The 18,706-nt window shown below is 48.4% G+C and carries 19 protein-coding genes; 14 read left to right on the top strand and 5 right to left on the bottom strand.

What is annotated here, in order from left to right:
- Positions 1-80 precede the first annotated feature (80 nt).
- The 8 genes from FA954_RS08035 (at position 81) to FA954_RS08000 (ending at position 8,193) form a co-directional block, all read left to right on the top strand.
- Entirely contained in the window at positions 81-710 is a 630-nt protein-coding gene (locus FA954_RS08035; RefSeq protein WP_037995359.1) for a TetR/AcrR family transcriptional regulator, read from the top strand.
- Between the two features lie 58 nt (positions 711-768).
- Positions 769-1,941 carry an acyl-CoA dehydrogenase family protein gene (locus FA954_RS08030; protein ID WP_037995357.1) on the top strand — a complete coding sequence of 391 codons (1,173 nt, stop codon included), beginning with the start codon at positions 769-771 and terminating at the stop codon, positions 1,939-1,941.
- A 29-nt stretch (positions 1,942-1,970) separates the two neighbouring features.
- Complete coding sequence (locus tag FA954_RS08025) at positions 1,971-2,324, top strand: SCP2 sterol-binding domain-containing protein (protein WP_231564595.1); 354 nt, start codon at positions 1,971-1,973, stop codon at positions 2,322-2,324.
- Positions 2,325-2,390: 66 nt separating this feature from the next.
- Positions 2,391-4,247, top strand: coding sequence for an AMP-dependent synthetase/ligase (locus tag FA954_RS08020; RefSeq protein ID WP_069201542.1), 1,857 nt, complete (start codon positions 2,391-2,393; stop codon positions 4,245-4,247).
- Positions 4,244-5,077 carry an SDR family NAD(P)-dependent oxidoreductase gene (locus FA954_RS08015; protein WP_049720083.1) on the top strand — a complete coding sequence of 278 codons (834 nt, stop codon included), beginning with the start codon at positions 4,244-4,246 and terminating at the stop codon, positions 5,075-5,077. Before FA954_RS08020 ends, FA954_RS08015 begins: the two co-directional genes overlap by 4 nt.
- Positions 5,078-5,097: 20 nt before the next feature.
- A complete protein-coding gene (locus FA954_RS08010; RefSeq protein ID WP_138614994.1) occupies positions 5,098-6,252 on the top strand; it encodes a thiolase family protein in 1,155 nt (384 codons plus the stop codon).
- Complete coding sequence (locus FA954_RS08005) at positions 6,252-7,034, top strand: enoyl-CoA hydratase/isomerase family protein (protein WP_037995352.1); 783 nt, start codon at positions 6,252-6,254, stop codon at positions 7,032-7,034. Before FA954_RS08010 ends, FA954_RS08005 begins: the two co-directional genes overlap by 1 nt.
- A gap of 64 nt (positions 7,035-7,098) precedes the next feature.
- Entirely contained in the window at positions 7,099-8,193 is a 1,095-nt protein-coding gene (locus FA954_RS08000) for an SDR family oxidoreductase (protein ID WP_138614993.1), read from the top strand.
- Between the two features lie 57 nt (positions 8,194-8,250).
- Here the strand turns inward: FA954_RS08000 and trhO are convergent, their stop codons facing one another.
- Entirely contained in the window at positions 8,251-9,168 is a 918-nt protein-coding gene (trhO, locus tag FA954_RS07995; RefSeq protein ID WP_138614992.1) for an oxygen-dependent tRNA uridine(34) hydroxylase TrhO, read from the bottom strand.
- A gap of 218 nt (positions 9,169-9,386) precedes the next feature.
- Here trhO and FA954_RS07990 point away from each other — a divergent pair, with 218 nt between their 5' ends.
- Together FA954_RS07990 and FA954_RS07985 are read left to right on the top strand one after the other, a co-directional pair.
- Entirely contained in the window at positions 9,387-9,845 is a 459-nt protein-coding gene (locus FA954_RS07990) for a D-glycero-alpha-D-manno-heptose-1,7-bisphosphate 7-phosphatase (protein ID WP_138615207.1), read from the top strand.
- A 109-nt stretch (positions 9,846-9,954) separates the two neighbouring features.
- A complete protein-coding gene (locus FA954_RS07985; RefSeq protein ID WP_138614991.1) occupies positions 9,955-10,536 on the top strand; it encodes a hypothetical protein in 582 nt (193 codons plus the stop codon).
- Positions 10,537-10,584: 48 nt separating this feature from the next.
- Here FA954_RS07985 and FA954_RS07980 read toward each other — a convergent pair whose 3' ends face one another.
- Together FA954_RS07980 and FA954_RS07975 are read right to left on the bottom strand one after the other, a co-directional pair.
- Positions 10,585-11,409, bottom strand: a complete 825-nt coding sequence (locus FA954_RS07980) for a phosphoenolpyruvate hydrolase family protein (RefSeq protein WP_121874076.1) — start codon at positions 11,407-11,409, stop codon at positions 10,585-10,587.
- 15 nt (positions 11,410-11,424) lie between these two features.
- Positions 11,425-12,642, bottom strand: a complete 1,218-nt coding sequence (locus FA954_RS07975) for a Tm-1-like ATP-binding domain-containing protein (RefSeq protein ID WP_121874077.1) — start codon at positions 12,640-12,642, stop codon at positions 11,425-11,427.
- A gap of 305 nt (positions 12,643-12,947) precedes the next feature.
- Between FA954_RS07975 and FA954_RS07970 the strand changes: the two genes are divergently transcribed.
- Positions 12,948-14,138 carry an MFS transporter gene (locus tag FA954_RS07970; RefSeq protein WP_244932701.1) on the top strand — a complete coding sequence of 397 codons (1,191 nt, stop codon included), beginning with the start codon at positions 12,948-12,950 and terminating at the stop codon, positions 14,136-14,138.
- 300 nt (positions 14,139-14,438) lie between these two features.
- Here the strand turns inward: FA954_RS07970 and FA954_RS07965 are convergent, their stop codons facing one another.
- Positions 14,439-14,795 carry a VOC family protein gene (locus FA954_RS07965; RefSeq protein ID WP_138614989.1) on the bottom strand — a complete coding sequence of 119 codons (357 nt, stop codon included), beginning with the start codon at positions 14,793-14,795 and terminating at the stop codon, positions 14,439-14,441.
- Positions 14,796-15,395: 600 nt separating this feature from the next.
- Here FA954_RS07965 and FA954_RS07960 point away from each other — a divergent pair.
- The 3 genes from FA954_RS07960 to FA954_RS07950 all read left to right on the top strand — a co-directional run bounded on the left by FA954_RS07960 (position 15,396) and on the right by FA954_RS07950 (position 18,264).
- The gene (locus tag FA954_RS07960) at positions 15,396-16,148 is read left to right on the top strand and encodes an SDR family NAD(P)-dependent oxidoreductase (protein WP_138614988.1); all 753 of its coding nucleotides are present in this window, start codon (positions 15,396-15,398) and stop codon (positions 16,146-16,148) included.
- A gap of 152 nt (positions 16,149-16,300) precedes the next feature.
- Positions 16,301-17,233 (top strand): cation diffusion facilitator family transporter, encoded by a 933-nt coding sequence (locus tag FA954_RS07955; protein ID WP_175413182.1) that lies wholly within the window; start codon positions 16,301-16,303, stop codon positions 17,231-17,233.
- 77 nt (positions 17,234-17,310) lie between these two features.
- Positions 17,311-18,264, top strand: coding sequence for an aromatic ring-hydroxylating oxygenase subunit alpha (locus FA954_RS07950; RefSeq protein ID WP_037995334.1), 954 nt, complete (start codon positions 17,311-17,313; stop codon positions 18,262-18,264).
- A 227-nt stretch (positions 18,265-18,491) separates the two neighbouring features.
- Here the strand turns inward: FA954_RS07950 and FA954_RS13675 are convergent, their stop codons facing one another.
- Positions 18,492-18,665: a hypothetical protein gene (locus FA954_RS13675; RefSeq protein WP_170151223.1), complete on the bottom strand. Its 174-nt coding sequence runs from the start codon at positions 18,663-18,665 to the stop codon at positions 18,492-18,494.
- Positions 18,666-18,706: the final 41 nt, after the last annotated feature.

Raw genomic sequence — 18,706 nt, 5'->3', positions numbered from 1 at the left:
ATAAATTAATTGATAAATGATTTAATTTTGTAGTATAATACTAATACGTACTGGTACTCATTGAAGAATGGATGATGGATATGCTTCATGTAACCAAAATGCCAACAGAAGCAAAAGACAAGTTATTGTATGTCGCTCTTCAACTGTTTACCACCAAAGGATTTAAAGAGACCTCGATCCTTGAAGTGGTGGAACAGGCAAGGGTGTCCAAAACGACTTTTTACCGTTTTTTCCGCAGCAAAGAAGAATTGCTTGTCTGCTTGTTTGAACTGTTGGCCAACGAAGTTCTGAAGGAAGTGGAGGAAGCGGTTCTCCGGGAAGAGCAAATTGCGTACAAGGGGTATGCCGGCATACGCCGTTACATCGAGATTTGTGTGAATCGTTCAACCGTTGCGAAATTATTGTTGGTGGAGTCTGTCGGGGTGAGTAAAGCGGTGGAACGGATGCGCCGGACAGCTCACCTGAGATTTGCCGATTTGATTGACCGGATTGTGCAGGAGATTCTTCCGCCGGCCAAACAAAACCAGGATGCCCGGATCATTTCGCAAGCCATGGTTGGAGCGATCAATGAAGTCGTGATGCATAATCTTTTCCGGTCTGATGAAAAAATCGACACGGACCACCTGGCACGGTTGTTAAACCGGATCATGGTCAGTTCGTATGTCAACTTTTCGTTTGGGAAATCAGCTGGAAACATGGTTCGTCAATAGGCCTGTCTTTGGACGGGAAGTACCAGTACGTATCGGTATCAAACGGAGGGATGCCATTATGTCAGGAACCAATAAGGAAGCGAATTCGGGACTTTGTTTCCAACTTTCTGAAGAACAACTGGATCTCAAAAAGTGGGCGCATGGATTTGCAGAAAAGGAGATCCGCCCGATCGCGGCCGAGTATGATGAAAAAGAAGAGTTCCCCATGCAAGTTTTGGAAAAAGCTGCGAAAGCCGGCTTAACCAGCTATGCGGCTCCGGTGGAATATGGAGGGGGCGGCCTGACCAGCGTGATGGCTGCTTGCCTGATTGCCGAGGAGTTGTATTGGGGGTGCGCGGGAATTGCCACATCCCTGATGGTGGCAGGGTTGGCCGGATTACCTCTTTATTATATGGGAACGGAAGAACAAAAAAAGAAATGGATTCCGTTCTTGTGTGATCCGGAAACCCCGCGGATGGGAGCCATGGCACTGACTGAGCCAGGCGCTGGTTCCGATGTCAAAGCGATTAAAACCCGCGCCGAAAAAGACGGCAACGAATGGGTGATCAACGGACGGAAATGTTTCATTACCAATGGAGGCATTGCCGATCTGTACGTTGTTTTTGCACGGACCATTCCGGATGCGGGTTATCACGGGGTGTCGGCCTTCATTGTCCCCAAAGGAACGCCGGGACTTTCCGGAGGGAAAAAAGAGCGAAAAATGGGAATTCGGGCTTCTCATACCGGAGATGTGATTTTTGAGGATGTCCGCGTCCCAGAGGAAAACCTGCTGGGAGAAGAGCACATGGCATTCTTCGGGGCCATGCAGATGTTGGAAAAATCAAGACCGGTTGTGGCTGCCGGCGCTGTCGGTGTTGCCCAGGCTGCATATGAATATGCATTGGAGTATGCAAAAAACCGGGTGCAATTCGGGCGTCCCATCATCAAAAACCAGGCGATTTCCTTTATGCTTGCACAAATGAAAACCAAAATCGAAGCGGCTCGCCTGCTGACTTATCGCGCGGCCGATCTGGCAGACCGGGGGGAACCCTGTACGACCGAAGCCAGTATGGCCAAAGCATTCGCAGCCGAAACAGCCATGGAAGTCACGACCAATGCGGTGCAAATTTTGGGCGGATACGGTTATATGCGGGATTATCCGGTTGAAAAGTGGATGAGGGATGCGAAAATCCTGTCCATTTATGAAGGAACCACACAAATTCAATATAAAGTGATCACCAACAGTTTCTAAACATTATCAATATGAAGGGAGAAATGATGATGAAAGACTTGAGCATTCATGAAATTTTCGAAAAAATCGAGCAGGCGTTAAATGAGGATTCCAAGCCGATTGAAGGAATGAATGCCGTTTATCAATATGATCTCACAGGCGAAGAAGAAGTCACCTATCAGCTGCAATTGTCCAATGGTCAAGCCAAAGTGGAGAAAGGTTCACCGGCTGAAGCGGATTGTGTGTTGCAAATGAAAATCGATGATTTTAAAGAATTGCTTTTGGGAAATCTGAGCGGAACCGCAGCGTTCATGTCCGGGAAATTGAAAATCAAAGGAAATATCGGTGCTGCGATGAAGATGGAAAACTTGCTCCGTCAATATGACGTAAGCAAATATGTATGATTTCAGTTCCCGGTCCGGACCGGGAACTGCCTCAGGCGTCATATCACTGCTTCTGGAGGGCTGCCAATGAAAAACCAAAATCTGGTGGAAATGGTATGGCGCTCCGTTGAAAAATATCCGGACAATATCGCACTGAAGTGGAAAGAAAACAACACTTACCAAACACTCACTTATCAGAATTTTTGGAACCGTATTCAATGGGTGGCCGCAGGATTGTATCGTTTCGGGGTCCGGAAGGATACCAAAGTCGGCATCCTTTCCAACAATCAATACAAATGGCCCATTGCGGATCTGGCTGTCGGCAGTTTGGGGGCTGTCAGCGTGCCGGTCTACCCGTCCCTTCCTGCGGACCATGTCAACACCATTTTAAAACAAGCAGACTGCGAAGTGGTTTTTGTAGAGGATGAAGAACAACTCCAAAAAGTCATCCATGGCCAAAACGATGTCCATACCATTATTTATATGGGATTCAGAGAATATTCAGGAAATAACGGGAATATCGTCACCTTTTCTTCCTTGGAGCGCCAAGGAAAGGAACACCCGCTGGATCAATGGTCAGAGATTTGGAAAGCAATCGGGCGCGATCAACTGATGACCATCATCCATACATCCGGAACGACGGGTGTTCCCAAGGGTGCTATGTTAACACACGGAAATTTTTTATCCAATATTGAGGGAATTCAAATTTGGTGCATGGAAGCCCGGCACGATGACATTTTCTTGTCCTATCTGCCGCTGGCGCATGTTTTTGAACGAATGGCCGGACAGTTTATGCCGTTATCGGTCGGGGCCACGATTGCTTATGCAGAAAGCCTGGAGACGATCCCGCAAAATCTGTTGGAGGTTCGTCCCACGGTGATGACCAGTGTGCCAAGGCTTTTTGAAAAAATTTATGCCCGCGTCCAAGAAGAGATCCAATCGGGGACACCGATCCGCCGTGCGGTTTTTGAATGGGCTCTTAAGATCGGGGAAAAACGGTATGAACTGTACACCAGCAAGCCGGCTGATTATTTGATGATGCATGATTTGCCGCCGGATCTGAAATGGAAATGGAAAATTGCCGACAAGCTCGTTTTTCAGAAGATCAAATCGCAACTGGGCGGGCGGCTGCGCGGTTTGATTTCGGGCGGGGCTGCTTTGAATCCCGACATCGCCCGGTTCTTTTGGGCGATTGATGTGCCGGTGTTGGAGGGATACGGACTGACCGAAACCTCACCGGTGATCAGTGTCAATCCGTTTTCCCGTGCCCGGATCGGAACTGTGGGGCTGCCGCTGCCCAACTTGGAAGTCAGTATCGCCGAGGACGGCGAAATTTGGGTTCGCGGTCCCAATGTGATGCAAGGGTATTACCGAAATGAGGAAGCAACCGCCAATCAGTTCCACAACGGATGGTTGAAGACAGGGGATCTGGGTGAAATCAACGAGGAAGGTTATTTGAAAATCACGGACCGGAAAAAACGGCTTTTGATATTGTCCACCGGAAAAAATGTGAGTCCCCAACCGGTGGAAAATGCGATTTGCGCCAGTTTGTACATCAACCAGTGCTGTTTAATCGGCCAAGACCGAAAATACACCACCGTGTTGATCGAACCTGATTTTGAACAGCTGGTCCCTTGGGCAAAGAAGAAGAATTTGCCTGCCGATTCCCGTGAGAAGCTGGTCGAATGCGAAGAAGTGAAAACGCTTCTTCAAAACGAGATCAAGCAGGCGGTCAAGAATTTCCCCCGTTATGAACGGCCCAAAAAAGCTTGGATATCCGGACGGGAGTGGACAGAGGAAACCGGAGAGATCACGCCTTCATTGAAAGTACGGACACATGAGATCGAAAAAATTTATAAAAATGAAATTGCCCAAATGTACGGGGATGTTTCTCATCCGCGCATGATTATTTTAGAATCCGCAAAGCAAGGAGGTACATCATGAATCTTCCACTCAAAGGAAAAGTGGCGGTTGTCACCGGGGCTTCCCGCGGTTTGGGGAGAATGGACGCTTTGAAGTTGGCAGAAGCCGGAGCCGATGTGGTGGTGACGGATATTTTGATCGAAGAAGACGAGAAATTGGAGGAAAAGTCCGAACAGTACGGGCCGATGTCCCAAATCATGGCTCAATCCAAAACCATTTACACCAAATCTACGGCCAAACAAATTGAAGAAATGGGACGGCGCTCGGCGGCATACCGGATGGATGTCACAGATCGGGAAGAAGTCCAAAAGGTAATGGCTGAAATCAAAGACAGGTTCGGTCGGATTGACATCTTGGTCAACAATGCCGGAACCTTGGATCATACAGCGCGTTTGGAACATCAGAATGATGATTTTTGGGACCGGGATTTGAAGGTGAATTTGACCGGAGCTTACAACTGTTCCAAAGCGGTTTGGCCCTATATGAAAGAACAGAAATGGGGACGCATCATCAATATGGCTTCTGTGGCCGGAACCTTGGGAGGATACGGACAAGCCAGTTATTCAACCACCAAAGCGGGAATCCTGGGCTTGACCAAAACCTTGGCTTTGGAAGGGGCCCGGTACAATATTACGTCCAATGCCATTGTGCCGGGAATTATCAATACGGAGGCTTTTCAATACACCAACCCGAAAATGCGGGAGCGCATGATTGAACGGACGGCTTTTAAAAGACCGGGGGAACCGGAGGATATTGCATATGCCATCGTGTTCTTGGCATCAGATCAGGCCAAATACATTACCGGGGTCGGACTTCCGGTTGCAGGCGGAATCGATCTGTTTACTTTTTGATGAAGAAAGGAGAGAAAAGCATGAGTGACCGCGATGCAGTGATCATTGATGCCATCCGGACACCGATCGGGCGGAAAAAAGGAACACTCTCGACGGTCCGGCCTGATGACATGGCAGCTTTCGTCCTGCAAAAGCTGGTGGAGAAAAACCAATTGAATCCGGCAGAAGTGGAAGACATTAAAATGGGATGCGTCACGCAAATCGGCGAGCAAGGATACAATATCGGCAGAATGGCCGGCTTGATCGCAGGGTTTCCGGTGGAAGTGTGCGGAGTGAGTGTCAACCGGATGTGTGCTTCCTCTTTGGAAACTGTTGCCCAAGGGGCTCATGCCATCATGGCGGGGATGGCGGATTGTGTGATCGCGGCCGGGGTTGAAAGCATGAACCGGGTCCCCATGGGCAGTGACGGCGGCAGTTTCAGCGACCGGCTGTTGTCCAAATACAACATTATTCCGCAAGGGCTCTCAGCGGAAATGATTGCCGAAAAATGGGGAATCTCCCGTGAGGAGATGGACGAATTTTCATTGCACAGCCATGAAAAGGCACTGGTTGCACAACAGGAAGGACGTTTTTACAACGAGCTGGTGCCGGTGGAAATCAAAGGAGATAAAGGGGAATGGGTAAAACTGGACAAGGATGAGACGCCCCGGGCCAATACCAGTTTGGAAGCACTGGCTCAATTGTCGCCTTCCTTCCGTCCCGACGGCAATGTGACACCGGGAAATTCCAGCCAGATCAGTGATGGTTCGGCCGCTGTTTTGCTCACCTCCCGCCGGAAAGCCAAAGACTTGGGGCTCGTTCCGAAAGCCCGGGTGGTTGCCACACAATTGGCTGGTGTGGAGCCGGATATCATGCTGACGGGGATCATTCCCGCCACCCGAAAAGTGTTGGACCGTGCCGGTTTAAGCTTGGATGACATCGGGGTGTTTGAAGTCAATGAAGCGTTTGCTTCGGTGGTTCTTGCCTGGGAGCGGGAGATCAAACCGGACAAGGAAAAAGTCAACCCCAACGGAGGCGCGATTGCATTGGGGCATCCCCTCGGAGCCAGTGGTGCCCGGATTATCGCGACATTGGTCAATGAGCTGGAACGCCGAAAGGAACGTTACGGGTTGGCCACGATGTGCATCGGATTTGGAATGGCGCTTGCAGTCATTATTGAACGGGAGGAAGACTGATGGAGTGGAAGCAATTTTTGGTGGAGATTCGCGATCAGGTTGCACGGATCACCATCAACCGCCCGCCAATGAATACGCTGAGCCGGGATGCCCTTTTTGAATTGGGTTCCATTCTGGATCAGCTGGAAAAGGATCCGTCCGTCCGGAGTTTGATCCTCACCGGGGCGGGAGAGAAAACTTTTTCCGCCGGTGCGGATGTTTCCGAGTTTGGCGGAATGGGGGATCGGGAACAGGCAGAAGGTTTTTTAAAACAAATCCATGATTTATTCAACCGGATTGAAAACTTCCCCAAACCGGTGATTGCCGCCATCAACGGGAAAGCGTTGGGCGGCGGGAACGAATTGCAAATGGCTTGCCATTTGGGGATTGCCGCCGACCATGCCGAACTCGGGTTGCCGGAAGTCCGGTTGGGGATCATGCCGGGTTATGGAGGGACACAGCGGTTACCACGTCTGATCGGGCAAAGGCGCGCTTTGGAAATCATGCTGGAAGGAAAAAGAATTTCCGCACAGGAAGCATTGGAAATCGGACTGGTCAATAAAGTTGTGCCGGCGGAACAGTTGGCCGAAGAAGCGTTTGAATGGGCCAAACAATTGGCCGAAGGACCGCCCGTTGCCATGAAAGGAATCATCCAATCGGTCATCAACGGGAGCCGGAAGGAATTAACAGAAGGGTTAAAAGTCGAACGCGAGAACATGCTGGCCGTGATGCGCACGGAGGATGCCATTGAAGGAGTTGCCGCTTTCTTTTCCAAACGCAAACCGTCTTTTAAAGGAAAGTAATATCGGCACACAAGCCTCCCGGACAGGGAGGCTGTGCCTGCATTTCATTTAAAGGGGGGATCCTATGCCTTCACATACTTACTTTTTTACCGGTTTCCCCGGATTTATTGCCACCAGGCTGGTTGAAAAGTTGTTTGACCAGGATCCGTCTTCCCGATTCCTGCTGTTGGTTCACCCCAGCCAACAGGAGAAGGCGGAAAAGGTGATTTCGCAATTAACGCAAAAGAAAGCAGGGTCCAGAGGATGTTTCATCCCGATCCCCGGCGACATTACCAAGGAAAATTTGGACATCCCGCAGCAACGCATGGAACGCCTCCGGGAGGAGATCGATTATGTTTTTCATTTGGCCGCGATTTATGACTTGGCGGTTTCCAAGGAGACCGCCTATAAGGTCAATGTGACCGGCACCCGAAATGTAAACGATTTCGTCTTAAGTTTATCCGGATTGAAGCGGTACGTCTATTTCAGTACCGCTTATGTATCGGGCAAGCGGACCGGCCGGATTTTGGAGACTGAATTGGATGAAGGACAGTCTTTTAAAAACCATTATGAAGCGAGCAAGTTTGAAGCGGAGGTTATCACTCAGAAGATCATGAAGCAAGTGCCTTTGACAATCATCCGGCCGGGAATTGTCATGGGAGATTCCAAAACGGGGGAAACGGTCAAGTTTGACGGACCTTACTTTGTGATGCGTTATTTGGACAAATTTTCCCGTTTCCCCATTCCTTATCCGGGCCGGGGGAAAGCCTTGTTAAATCTCGTGCCGGTGGATTATATCGTGGACGCAACGTGTTATTTGGCCACGCATCCGGTGGGGGAAGGAAAAGTGTATCATTTGACCGACCCCAACCCTTATCCGGCCCGGGAAGCGTTCGGTATCATTTGCGAGACACTGGTTGGAAAGAAAGCGTCCTTTACGCTGCCCTCTTTCATTGTATACGGTTTGCTTTCAATCCCCGCGTTTCGAAGGTGGTTGATGGTGGAAAAAGAGACCATCGAATACTTTCGCCTGAAGGCGGAATACGATTGCTCACAAGCGTTGGAAGATTTAAAAGATTCAGGGGTCAAGTGCGCGGATTTTAAAGATTACATTCAGGTTTGTGTCAAATTCTATGAAGATCACCGGCATGATCCGGACAAAATGATTGAAGTGCGGTAAGAAACAATAAAGCTTGTCGCCCGGATGACTTGGCGACAAGCTTTATTGTTGCGCTGATTAAGAAGCGCTTGCTTCTTTGGCTGCTTTTTGAAGATCCTGTTCTTTGCATTCCGTGGTGCAATAGCCTTCATATTTTTCTTCGCATTCGGGACAACAAATGTGCTGTTTATGGCAAGGATCGTATTTGCAATTGATGTAGCGGTCTTCGGGTTTTCCGCAATGGGAACATTTCCCGACGATCTTGTCTTCGACTTGATTGATGCGGACCGAGATGCGCTCATCAAACACATAACATTTCCCGTCAAAGAGTTGCCCTTTGACTTCCGGATCCTGGCTGTAGGTAATGATTCCCCCGTCCAGCTGGTAAACTTCCTTAAACCCTTCTTCCAACATCAAGGCTGTCAATTTTTCACAACGGATACCCCCAGTGCAATAAGTGATGATCGGTTTGTCTTTGTATTGGCTCATGTTTTTGCGAATCCATTCCGGGAACTCGCGGGTGGTTTTGACATCCGGGCGGATGGCTCCGCGAAAATGGCCGATGTCATACTCATAATCGTTTCTTCCGTCCAACACAATTACTTCATCCCGTTGGAGCATTTCATAAAATTCCTTGGGCGACAAACGTTTTCCCGTTTTTTTGTTGGGATCCACGTTCTTTTTCAAACGCCAGGTGACCAATTCTTTTTTCGGGCGTACAATCATTTTTTTGAATGCATGTTTGTGGTGTTTGTCCACCTTAAAGGGTATATCATGGAACAGCGGATGCTGATGCATGTAATCCATATATTTTTGGGTTTGCTCAACCGTTCCCGACACCGTTCCGTTAATTCCTTCTTTGGAAACCCAGATCCGTCCCCGCAAGCCCAGTTCGTTACAAAATGCACGGTGTTCATCCGCGAAGGATTCCGGGTCTTCCAAAGGTGTATATTTATAGTATAGGAGCACACGATAATTTTGATCATTGGTTTCCATACAGATCACTTCCCCTTTTCATCAGTTTCCCCGAAAAAAGTCCTGCCTTTTAGTATACAACAGACATGCGAAAACGCAAAGTACGGCTTGGGACCGAAGCTGATCGCACAAAGGCCTTTTTTCCATTATGATAATCAAAAAGACTAAAAGGTGGGAAGAAGTTGAAGGGACAAAACAAAGCCGTTTTTCTCGACCGGGACGGGGTCATCAACGAAGTGATGACGGGCCGGGTGGATCATGTCAACCGGCCGCAGGATTTTTATTTGCTGGAGAAAGTTCCGGAAGCGATTGCCAAATTAAGGGGACTCGGGTACAAAATTTTTGTGGTTACCAATCAAGGTGGGGTGGGACTGGGTTATATCCAGGAAAAAACCTTAAAAAAAATCCATGAAAAAATGCAGAATGATTTAATCGCCGGACATCCCGGGGCCATCATTGACGACATCTTGTATTGTCCCCACAAACCTTTTGAAGGTTGCTCTTGCCGCAAACCCCAAGCCGGCATGATTTTGGAGCTGGCAAAGAAGCATCAAGTGGATTTGTCCCGGTCATGGATGGTGGGGGACCGGCAAGTCGATCTGGAAGCGGGCAAAAGAGCGGGATGCCGTTCCGTTCTGGTTTCGAGCGAATATACTTTGTGGGATTTTGCCTGTTCATTGGATTCAAAGGAGGAGTGATTCCTCCTTTTTTGTTCTTTTAAAGCAAAAAATCTCTCAATATAGCCCGAAGGAATCATGCGAAAAAGGAGGACTATAAATATAATAAACCCGGGATGGGGGTGCGAGATTGGCTACATTGGCAGTCGGATGTCTGATCTGGATCGGGTTTACGGCTTATGTGATGATCATCGCCAACATACATAACCGTTTTCTGAGCAAAATGACGGGCATGATGGTTTCCATGGGTGTGGCCATGATGAGCAGTTTGTTATTGGGAACCTTGCTCGGTGTTTTTCTGGAAACCATGAGGGTTTCCACGGAGATTGCCATGGTGTTTGGGATGGTTGCCGGTTATTTTACCGGTAAACCGGTTCACCTCCTAGCTTCCCTGGACGGGTTTTTGGCAGGGATCATGGGAGGAATGATGGGGGCCATGCTGGGGGTGATGATGGTTCCCGAAAATTCGGCATGGACCCTGGCCGTGGTGATTGTCTCGTTTGTCCTTGCCATGGCGTTGATCATCCAATTGATTGCACAGGAAGTGAAAAAAGCGGATAAAAAGATGGAAGCCATGCGGGAAAAGAAAATCGCCGGTTGGGGGGTTTTGTTTTCGATCGCACTCATTATCGTTTCGTTTCCGCTCAATGCGGTGTGGGTGGATGCTTTTCCGGCTTCCACAACCAATACCATCCAGCCACACCACCATTAAAAAACGCCTGGAAAAATGAATCCAGGCGTTTTTTTTGCATTATGCCATTTATAAATTCTTAAAGTTTTCCACTTGGGTTTGAATGGCCACTTCCGTGGGGAGGCGCTCGATGCTGGATGCGCCGAAGAACCCGTCCACGCCTTTGGTCATGGATAAGATTTCTTTCACGTCTTGCGGTTCGGCAATGGGTCCTCCGTGGCAAAGGATGATGATGTCGGGATTCACTTTTTTGGCGGCATCATGGATGGCCTGAATCCGTTCGGCGGATTTCTCCAAGGTCAATGCCGTTTCCGCTCCAATCGAACCTTTGGTGGTAAGCCCCATATGCGCCACCAGGACATCGGCGCCGGCTTCAGCCATGGCGCCGGCTTCTTCCGTATTGAAGACGTATGGACAAGTCAACATATCCAGTTGGTGGGCTTCACGAATCATTTCGACTTCCAAATCAAAGCCCATTCCGGTTTCTTCGAGGTTTTGACGGAAATTCCCGTCAAAAAGTCCGACGGTGGGGAAGTTTTGCACCCCGTCAAATCCCATTTCTTTCAGTTGTTTCAGGAAAACGGGAATTCTGCGGAAGGGATCGGTGCCGCAAACGCCGGCCAAGACAGGAGTGTTTTGGACGATCGGCAACACTTCGGAAGCCATTTCCACCACAATGGCGTTGGCGTCTCCATAGGGGAGCAAACCGGCCAGGGATCCGCGACCGGCCATGCGATAACGGCCGGAATTATAAATAATGATGATGTCGGCTCCGCCTCGTTCGGCGAATTTGGCAGAAATTCCGGTTCCGGCCCCGCAGCCGATAATCGGCTTTCCTTGCTGAATTGTGTTTCTTAAACGTTTTAGTGATTCTTCTCTGCTGATAAACGGCATGATGTCAAACTCCTTTCATTCGTTTTCTTTTTGAATCAGTTCCATCAATTTTTTCGTCACGGCATCGGCAAATTCCGGATCATTAATATTGCAATCCAACTCGTAGATTGGGATATCCGGATTGGTGTATTGCTTGATGGCATCAAACAGCGCTTGGTCGGCTTCCGGCCACCAAAATTCTTTTCCGGGAGCATCCAGTTCGGAAACGCCTTTTAATGGAAGAAAGACGGCGGATTCTCCTTTGGACCGGTTGATTTTTTCGGCCAGGATCCGGCCCAGTTTTTCATTTTCTTCAGGGGTGGTTCTCATTAATGTGATGTTATCGTTCCAATAATAAAAGAGTCGGTCTCTGAATTTTTCCGGCACGGTGGACGGTCCCCAAAAGTTCACCATGTCCAGGCACCCCGGCGCCACGACTTGAGGCAACGCCCACTTGGCGGCGGCATCCATCCGGGTGGGGCCTGCGGACAGCACTCCTCCCACCAGTTCATCGGCCAATTCTGTCGTGGTGATGTCCAACACGCCGGTTATGTATCCTTGACCAATCAAATATTCCATGGTTTTCCCGCCGGTGCCGGTTGCGTGAAACACCAATACTTCATAGCCTTTTTGTTCCAGCAAATGTTTGCATTGATTCACCAGCGTGGTGGTGTTTCCAAACATGGAGGCGGTGATCAAAGGTTTGGTATCGATGGGCGGCACCTCGGCTTCCAACATGCCGACAATGGCACCGACGGCATTGGAATAAATTTTGGCGCTGATCCGGTTGACTCCGGCCACATCCAATATCGACGGAATCATGACAATATCGCTGATCCCCACATAAGGCTTTGTATCACCGGAGGCCACCGTGCTCACCATCACCTTCGGGACTCCCACCGGAAGGGCTTGCAAGCCGGACGTCCCGATCATGGTCCCGTTGGATCCTCCCATCGAAAAACCGGCGTCGATTTTTCCTTCCAGAAACAGCTCTTTCATAATGACGGCAATTCCCCGGGTCATGACAGACATGGCATGAGATTTATCAGCTTTTTTTCGAAGCTCTTCCAAAGAGCCCCCACCGGCTTCCGCCACTTTTTCGGCAGGAATGTCCGGATCAAAAAACGGTTCTCCCAAAACACCTGTGTTAATGACAAATGCATGGTGCCCGTGTTTTTCGATTTCCTGCTTGATAAATGCATAATCATGCCCTTTGGTATCCAGTGCACCAATGACAGCAATGGTTTTGCCCATTTCGATCCTCCTTGCAAGTTGAGTTAGGGTGTTTTAGAGAAAAACCCTTATAAATAACATTTAGTTATAAATGCTATATTCCCTTCATTATATCAATTATTTTTCTTATGATTTTTTAGAAAAACTTTTTTAGAACCTAAATTTTTGGCTTCCGACAGCGGAGGGGTGTAAGGAGAAAAGCTTGGATCCATGCTCTTTTTGATTTAAACTGTGAAGGTTATTGTATAATAATATTTAACGTACCGAATTTTTTAGTGATGCCGAAAACCGGCATCATCCTTTTTTTAGGGAAAGGGGGGCCTTTGGTGGATACCATACAACAATCCATGCCGGCAAAAAGACCGATGTCCAAAGGGAAAGTATGGACATTCAGCACGACGCATCTGATGAATGACTTGGTGACGACCGGCATCGTCCCGGCGTTATTGCCGCTGTATCAGCAGGCTTTTGATTTGACTTACACGCAATCGGGGCTCATTATTCTCGCTTCTTATATCACTTCCTCGGTCATGCAGCCATTGTTTGGCGCATGGACGGATCACAAACCGATGGTCTGGATGTTGCCGCTCGGTGTGTTTATTTCTGTGATGGGATTGGCACTGACCGGCTGGGCACCCAGTTATGGATGGGTTTTGTTTCTGATCGCCTTATCCGGGCTCGGCTCCGGGATTTTTCATCCGGAAGCATCCCGGGGAACCCACTTTGCATCAGGAAATACCAAAGGGCTGGCGCAGGCGATTTTTCAGGTGGGAGGCAACGGTGGCCAGGCTTTGGGACCGTTGATGATTCCGTTGTTTTTGGTTTATACGGGAAAAGAAGGGCTGCTCTGGTTCAGTGTGCTGGCAGTGATCGCGCTCATTTTGCTTTTGCGTTTATTGCCTTGGTATAAAGAACAGGTGAGCAGGTCGCAGGCAGCCAAAAAACAATCCAAAGGAAAAAACCACTGGCCGGGGGTTTTTTGGCTGGTCATTGTGATCACATTGCGGTCTTGGTGCCAAGTCGGGGTTTCCGCTTTTTTGCCTTTTTTCTTTTTGCATCAAATGAACATGTCTTACAGTCAGGCAGAGGTGTTAAACTTCGTGTTTCTGGGGGCAGGCGCGTTGGGAACGTTTATCGGCGGGGCGTTGTCTGATTATTTGGGGATCAAACGCTGGTTGGTCGGTTCCCTGCTCGCTTCGGTGCCTTTTGCCTTATGGTTGCCTTATGCCCAAGGGGTTTCGATGTGGCTGGTGATCTTTTTGTTCGGTTTTTTTGTTTTATCTTCTTTTGCCGTGACCGTGGTGTATATGCAAAAATTGCTGCCCCGCAATATCGCTATGGCTTCCGGTTTGGCCATTGGTTTTGGTGTCGGAGCCGGGGGAATCGGAGCCACGCTCATGGGATATCTGATCGACTTGTTCGGGGTGCCCACCATTTTATCGTTGATTTCCGCATTGCCCATTTTGGCGGTTCTATGTGCGTTCATGGTTCCGGATGAAAGAAAACTGGCTGCATAAACGGATTCCGAACCCTCCCGGTTTGAAGTGCATGGGAGGGTTTATTGTACCTTTAATTGATGGGATGCGCCGGCTAATATGCCCTATTTCATTTCGGTTAACGATTCTTCGTCGCTCTGTGAGGCTTCCAGCCCCCCATTTTTACGAATGAAAAAAGCTGCCCTTTGCGCGGGGCAGCTGTTATTATCCGGGGGACAGAGTTTGCAGTTCTGGTACACATTATGGAATCGCCTGCGAAGGTCTGCCACATTAGCGTCAAAACCTCCTCCGTCTGCATCCGAGCCTTAATTTCAGAACGAATTATTTTTTTGATCTCTCACGGGATAGAACCTCAACAGTAAATCCACCCGGTGTTTTAACAAAAAAAGTCCAACCATGTGCGTTCTGTGGAGGATCTACATCGATGCCGTCTTCTTTCATTCGTTTATAGATCTTATTCACCTGCTCATCGCTTTCCTGCACAAATCCGATGTGAAATGTTTTGGGATATTCAACTTGCTTTCCTTTCATTAAGGACAGTAACATCCCTTGATCGTCAGTTAACAGAGTAAACGAGTTGCCACGGGTAGACACAGTTTTCAGATCGAAATATTTCTTCAAGAATTCTTCAGTGGCTCGAACGTCAGTAACCGTCAGATTCAGATGGTTGAGATTCATCGAATCTCCTCCTCTACAAATTTACAATCGCTTTAAGGTCTTTGATATCAGGTTGTTGGGGTGAACGGTCAGTAACAATGAATCCGCCAAGCAGGATATAAGTAAACAATGGTCCGACAAACATGCGTACGGCTGCGTTGAAATCAACAATGTTTACCAATCCTTTTTTTCGCTTGCTCTAAAATAGCGAAATGCTCTTTATGACCTTCTCCGGCAAGGTTGAACAAAAAAGGCTTCCTGGCTATGGAAACCGAGGAGACTCGGCAACGAAAATTGGCATCAATGCAAGGTAATTGGATTACATAAGACTGGAGATATAGTGATACGCAAAGTTATTTAATGCTTGGTGCAGTTCGTCACGATGATTCAACGAATTATTTTCAAACGAATCCAAATTTTCAGTTGAAATCAAACTGAACAGTTCGGTTTGATCATACGCTTTTATTTGTTAGTATGTCAAGAAGATTCATCGTTTATTATTGCCCGAAAATTAAAAAGGCCCGTGAATTAAGCGAATCCAGACATGCATAATTAGATGAAAAATTGGCGTAAATGATTTATGCTGACAGTACTACGATCAAAGAAGCAGGAGGGAAAAGAATGAAACCACTCAACGACAAGGTGGCCGTGATCACCGGAAGCAGCCGGGGCATCGGTGCCGCCACGGCCGTGTTATTCGCCAAAGCCGGAGCCGATGTTGTCATTAATTATCATCATTCTGAAAAAGAGGCTTTGCAGGTGCTTGAAAAAGTGGAGGACGTCGGAAGAAAAGGCATTGTGGTGCAAGCGGACGTCCGGAAGGAAGAAGATGTGAAAAAGTTGGTGGACCGGGCCGTTCAGGCATTCGGAAAAGTGGATATTCTCATCAACAATGCCAACATTGCCTTTGCAGTCAAGCCATTTTTGGAGATGAGCTGGGAGGAGTTTTCCGTCAAGTTGAACGACGAGATGCGTTCTGCTTTCCATCTTTGCCAAGAAGTGGTTCCGTATATGGAAAAACAGGGAGGAGGAAAAATCGTCTTGATTTCCAGCGGGTTATCCCGGACGCCCGCGCCAGGATTTGTTGCTCACGGGACAGCCAAAGCAGCCATCGTGTCGTTTGCAAAATACCTGGCACTGGAATTGGGGCCCAAAAATATCCGGACCAACGTGATTGCCCCCGGTTTGGTGTTGACTGATGCGACAAAAGACCAACCGAAAGAAATGCATGAATCCATCCGGAATGTCACGCCTTTGCGACGCCTGGCCGAACCGGAGGATGTGGCCGGGGCTGTTTTGAGTTTGGTGGCTGATTGGAATTCGTTTATGAACGGCGCTTATCTTCCGGTCAACGGAGGAAATGACATGGATTGATGACAGACGGATAAAGGACATGGTCTCAGAGTTTTAAAAAAAGCCGGTAAATCACCGGCTTTTTTTGCAATTGGAGGTTGATCATTGCGGCAAAGAAGTATATCATTAGAATGATTCCTTTTTAATAATTATTCTAATTTAGGAGGATGAAAATGAAAGTTTATGATTACCACCATCTCAACCATGTAAAAGAACAGCACACCTCCCGAAAAACCTTGTGGATCACCCTGGCGTTAACCGTCTTTTTCACAGCGGTTGAGGTGGCAGGCGGACTGCTGTCCAATTCGCTGGCTTTGTTGTCTGATTCCGCCCATATGATTTCCGATGTGTTTGCATTGGGCCTGAGTTTGACGGCCAGTTACATGGCCACACGAAATCCGGACGGAAAATATACGTTTGGTTTTCTCCGGTTTGAAATCATTGCGTCCTTCTTAAACGGGTTGGCTCTGGTTGTGATTGCAATCGGGATTTTTATTGAAGGCATCCGCCGGCTCATTGAACCCCGGGAAATCGATAAGCCTTTGATGTTGACGATCGCGGTGATCGGGTTGATGGTCAATATTGTGTTGACGGTGATTTTAAGCCGCAGTTCCAAAGAAGAAGAAAATCTGAACATCCAAAGTGCTCTCTGGCATTTTATTGGGGATTTGCTGAGCTCCGTGGGGATCATTGTTTCCTTCATCCTGATCTCCGTGACCGGGTTTTTGATTTTTGATCCGCTGATCAGTATGGTGATCGGAGGAATCATTTTTTACGGCGGTTCCAAAATACTTTACGAATCTTATTTCATTCTGATGGAAGCCGTGCCGGAAAAGTTTGATCTGGAATCGGTTCGCCAAGACATCAGCAGAGTGGAAGGGGTTCGGGATGTGCACGAACTGCATCTGTGGGCGGTTTCCACGGACCATTATTCGCTGACGGCTCATGTGTTTATTGATGAAGCGGCAGAACCGTTTCTTGTGATCAAGGACATCAATGAGACTCTCTCTCAAAAATACGGAATTGTCCACTCCACCGTCCAGATCGAACATCCTGCCGTTCATGATCACGGGGAGTACGGAAAACGTTTTTTGGCCGTCCATTGAGGAAAACTTCGAGGTCTAAATACCGGGAATCCACATATACAAAGTCTTGACAACAATCATCTCAAGGAGGTTATTTCATGTCGGAAGACTCGGTGTTTCCCGCCCGGTGGTATGCCGTTGCATGGTCGTCGGAGCTGAAAAAGGAACCCCTCAAAAAACGGATCGCCGGCCGGGATATTGTGTTATTCCGGGGAGAAGACAACACCCCGCATGCCATTCATGCCTATTGCCCCCATCGGGGAGCCGACCTTTCGCTGGGATTTTGTGCAGACGGTGGAGTCCGGTGCCCTTTTCATGGTTGGTTGTTTCAAGGAGACGGAAGATGTACGGATATTCCATCCCAGCCCGGAGCAAGGATTCCTGAATTTGCCCATGCCACGGCATACCGGGTGATGGAGAAGGCCGGGCTGATCTGGGTTTATCCTTCCGATCACGCCCACGATGAGCTGACGTTGTTTCCGGAACTGGAGGATCCGGACCTCCGGCTTGTTCCTTTTCAATCCACATGGAAAGCCCATTTTACCCGGGTGGTGGAAAGCGTCTTGGATGTGGCCCATCTTCCGGTTGTTCACCGCCGGACGATCGGGAGAAAGTCTTCGCCGGATGTAAAAATTCAATTTCATGCGGAAGGGGATCGGATCCGCATTGAAAATAATCAAACCGAATTGGAGTACCGGTTTCCGCAACAATGGATATTACGCCCCCGATCCCGCGGAAAACACCGGTTGATTAATTTCGTGACGTTTACGCCGGTTGATTCTCATTCCACGGACATCCGGGGATATATCGGCCGAAATTTTGCCAAATCGTTCTTGATGGACAAAATCTTGTCCAAATTCAGCCTCAAGGTACTGAAAGAGGATCAGGAAATCGTGGAAAGTCAGCATCCGCGGCCCATACCGGAATCCCTGCGTTTGGAAGCGCATGTTGCGGCAGACGGACCCCAAGTCCGGTTCAGAAACCGGTGGTATTCTTTTTTGACCGGCAACGAGCCAAAGCTGTCTTCCATCGCGAATCATTTTGAATATTGAGATAAAAGGTGGCAGGAGGGGAGAGCAAGGGGGAAACCGGCATAAAATCGGCCACAGAAAGCGAACGTATATTCCCAAAAAATCCAAAATCGCCTCAGAGCGAATCTGGCGTGGTTTTAAGAGGCGTTAGGTTCTTTTGGACATATGGGTCGTGAATAAAAAAAGAGGGGCCTTACAAACGAAATGTGAAGGCCTTTATTTTTTTGCTCATTCCATTATTTTCTTTTTCATCCTTTGTTATCCAACCGGTCGGTCAACTCTTCGATATCGGAAATCAACGTTTGCAGTGTAAAAGACTCCGTCTGGTTGATGGATTCGATCCGGTCTGCAGCCCGGCGCATGATTTTGGCTGCCTGCTTGAGATCTTGCACGGAAAGTTGCACTTGATATTCTTTATCCATTGTTTCACCTCGCCATAAAAATTAGTACCTTTGGCATCTGT

It is taken from the genome of Thermoactinomyces vulgaris, from assembly GCF_005886755.1.
GTDB classification, from domain to species: Bacteria; Bacillota; Bacilli; order Thermoactinomycetales; family Thermoactinomycetaceae; genus Thermoactinomyces; species Thermoactinomyces vulgaris.
Note: the sequence above shows the minus strand (reverse complement) of the source record. Positions and strands in the feature narration are given on the sequence as shown.

Bases quoted from the DNA above. Each gene is read 5' to 3' on its own strand.
- FA954_RS08020 (WP_069201542.1), top strand. From the start codon at position 2,391: ATGAAAAACCAAAATCTGGTGGAAATGGTATGGCGCTCCGTTGAAAAA.
- FA954_RS07950 (WP_037995334.1), top strand. From the start codon at position 17,311: ATGTCGGAAGACTCGGTGTTTCCCGCCCGGTGGTATGCCGTTGCATGG.
- FA954_RS07990 (WP_138615207.1), top strand. From the start codon at position 9,387: ATGACGGGCCGGGTGGATCATGTCAACCGGCCGCAGGATTTTTATTTG.
- FA954_RS08005 (WP_037995352.1), top strand. From the start codon at position 6,252: ATGGAGTGGAAGCAATTTTTGGTGGAGATTCGCGATCAGGTTGCACGG.
- FA954_RS08025 (WP_231564595.1), top strand. From the start codon at position 1,971: ATGAAAGACTTGAGCATTCATGAAATTTTCGAAAAAATCGAGCAGGCG.
- FA954_RS08000 (WP_138614993.1), top strand. From the start codon at position 7,099: ATGCCTTCACATACTTACTTTTTTACCGGTTTCCCCGGATTTATTGCC.
- FA954_RS07980 (WP_121874076.1), bottom strand. From the start codon at position 11,409: ATGCCGTTTATCAGCAGAGAAGAATCACTAAAACGTTTAAGAAACACA.
- trhO (WP_138614992.1), bottom strand. From the start codon at position 9,168: ATGGAAACCAATGATCAAAATTATCGTGTGCTCCTATACTATAAATAT.
- FA954_RS07960 (WP_138614988.1), top strand. From the start codon at position 15,396: ATGAAACCACTCAACGACAAGGTGGCCGTGATCACCGGAAGCAGCCGG.
- FA954_RS08030 (WP_037995357.1), top strand. From the start codon at position 769: ATGTCAGGAACCAATAAGGAAGCGAATTCGGGACTTTGTTTCCAACTT.
- FA954_RS07965 (WP_138614989.1), bottom strand. From the start codon at position 14,795: ATGAATCTCAACCATCTGAATCTGACGGTTACTGACGTTCGAGCCACT.
- FA954_RS07975 (WP_121874077.1), bottom strand. From the start codon at position 12,642: ATGGGCAAAACCATTGCTGTCATTGGTGCACTGGATACCAAAGGGCAT.
- FA954_RS07955 (WP_175413182.1), top strand. From the start codon at position 16,301: ATGAAAGTTTATGATTACCACCATCTCAACCATGTAAAAGAACAGCAC.
- FA954_RS08035 (WP_037995359.1), top strand. From the start codon at position 81: ATGCTTCATGTAACCAAAATGCCAACAGAAGCAAAAGACAAGTTATTG.
- FA954_RS08015 (WP_049720083.1), top strand. From the start codon at position 4,244: ATGAATCTTCCACTCAAAGGAAAAGTGGCGGTTGTCACCGGGGCTTCC.
- FA954_RS13675 (WP_170151223.1), bottom strand. From the start codon at position 18,665: ATGGATAAAGAATATCAAGTGCAACTTTCCGTGCAAGATCTCAAGCAG.
- FA954_RS08010 (WP_138614994.1), top strand. From the start codon at position 5,098: ATGAGTGACCGCGATGCAGTGATCATTGATGCCATCCGGACACCGATC.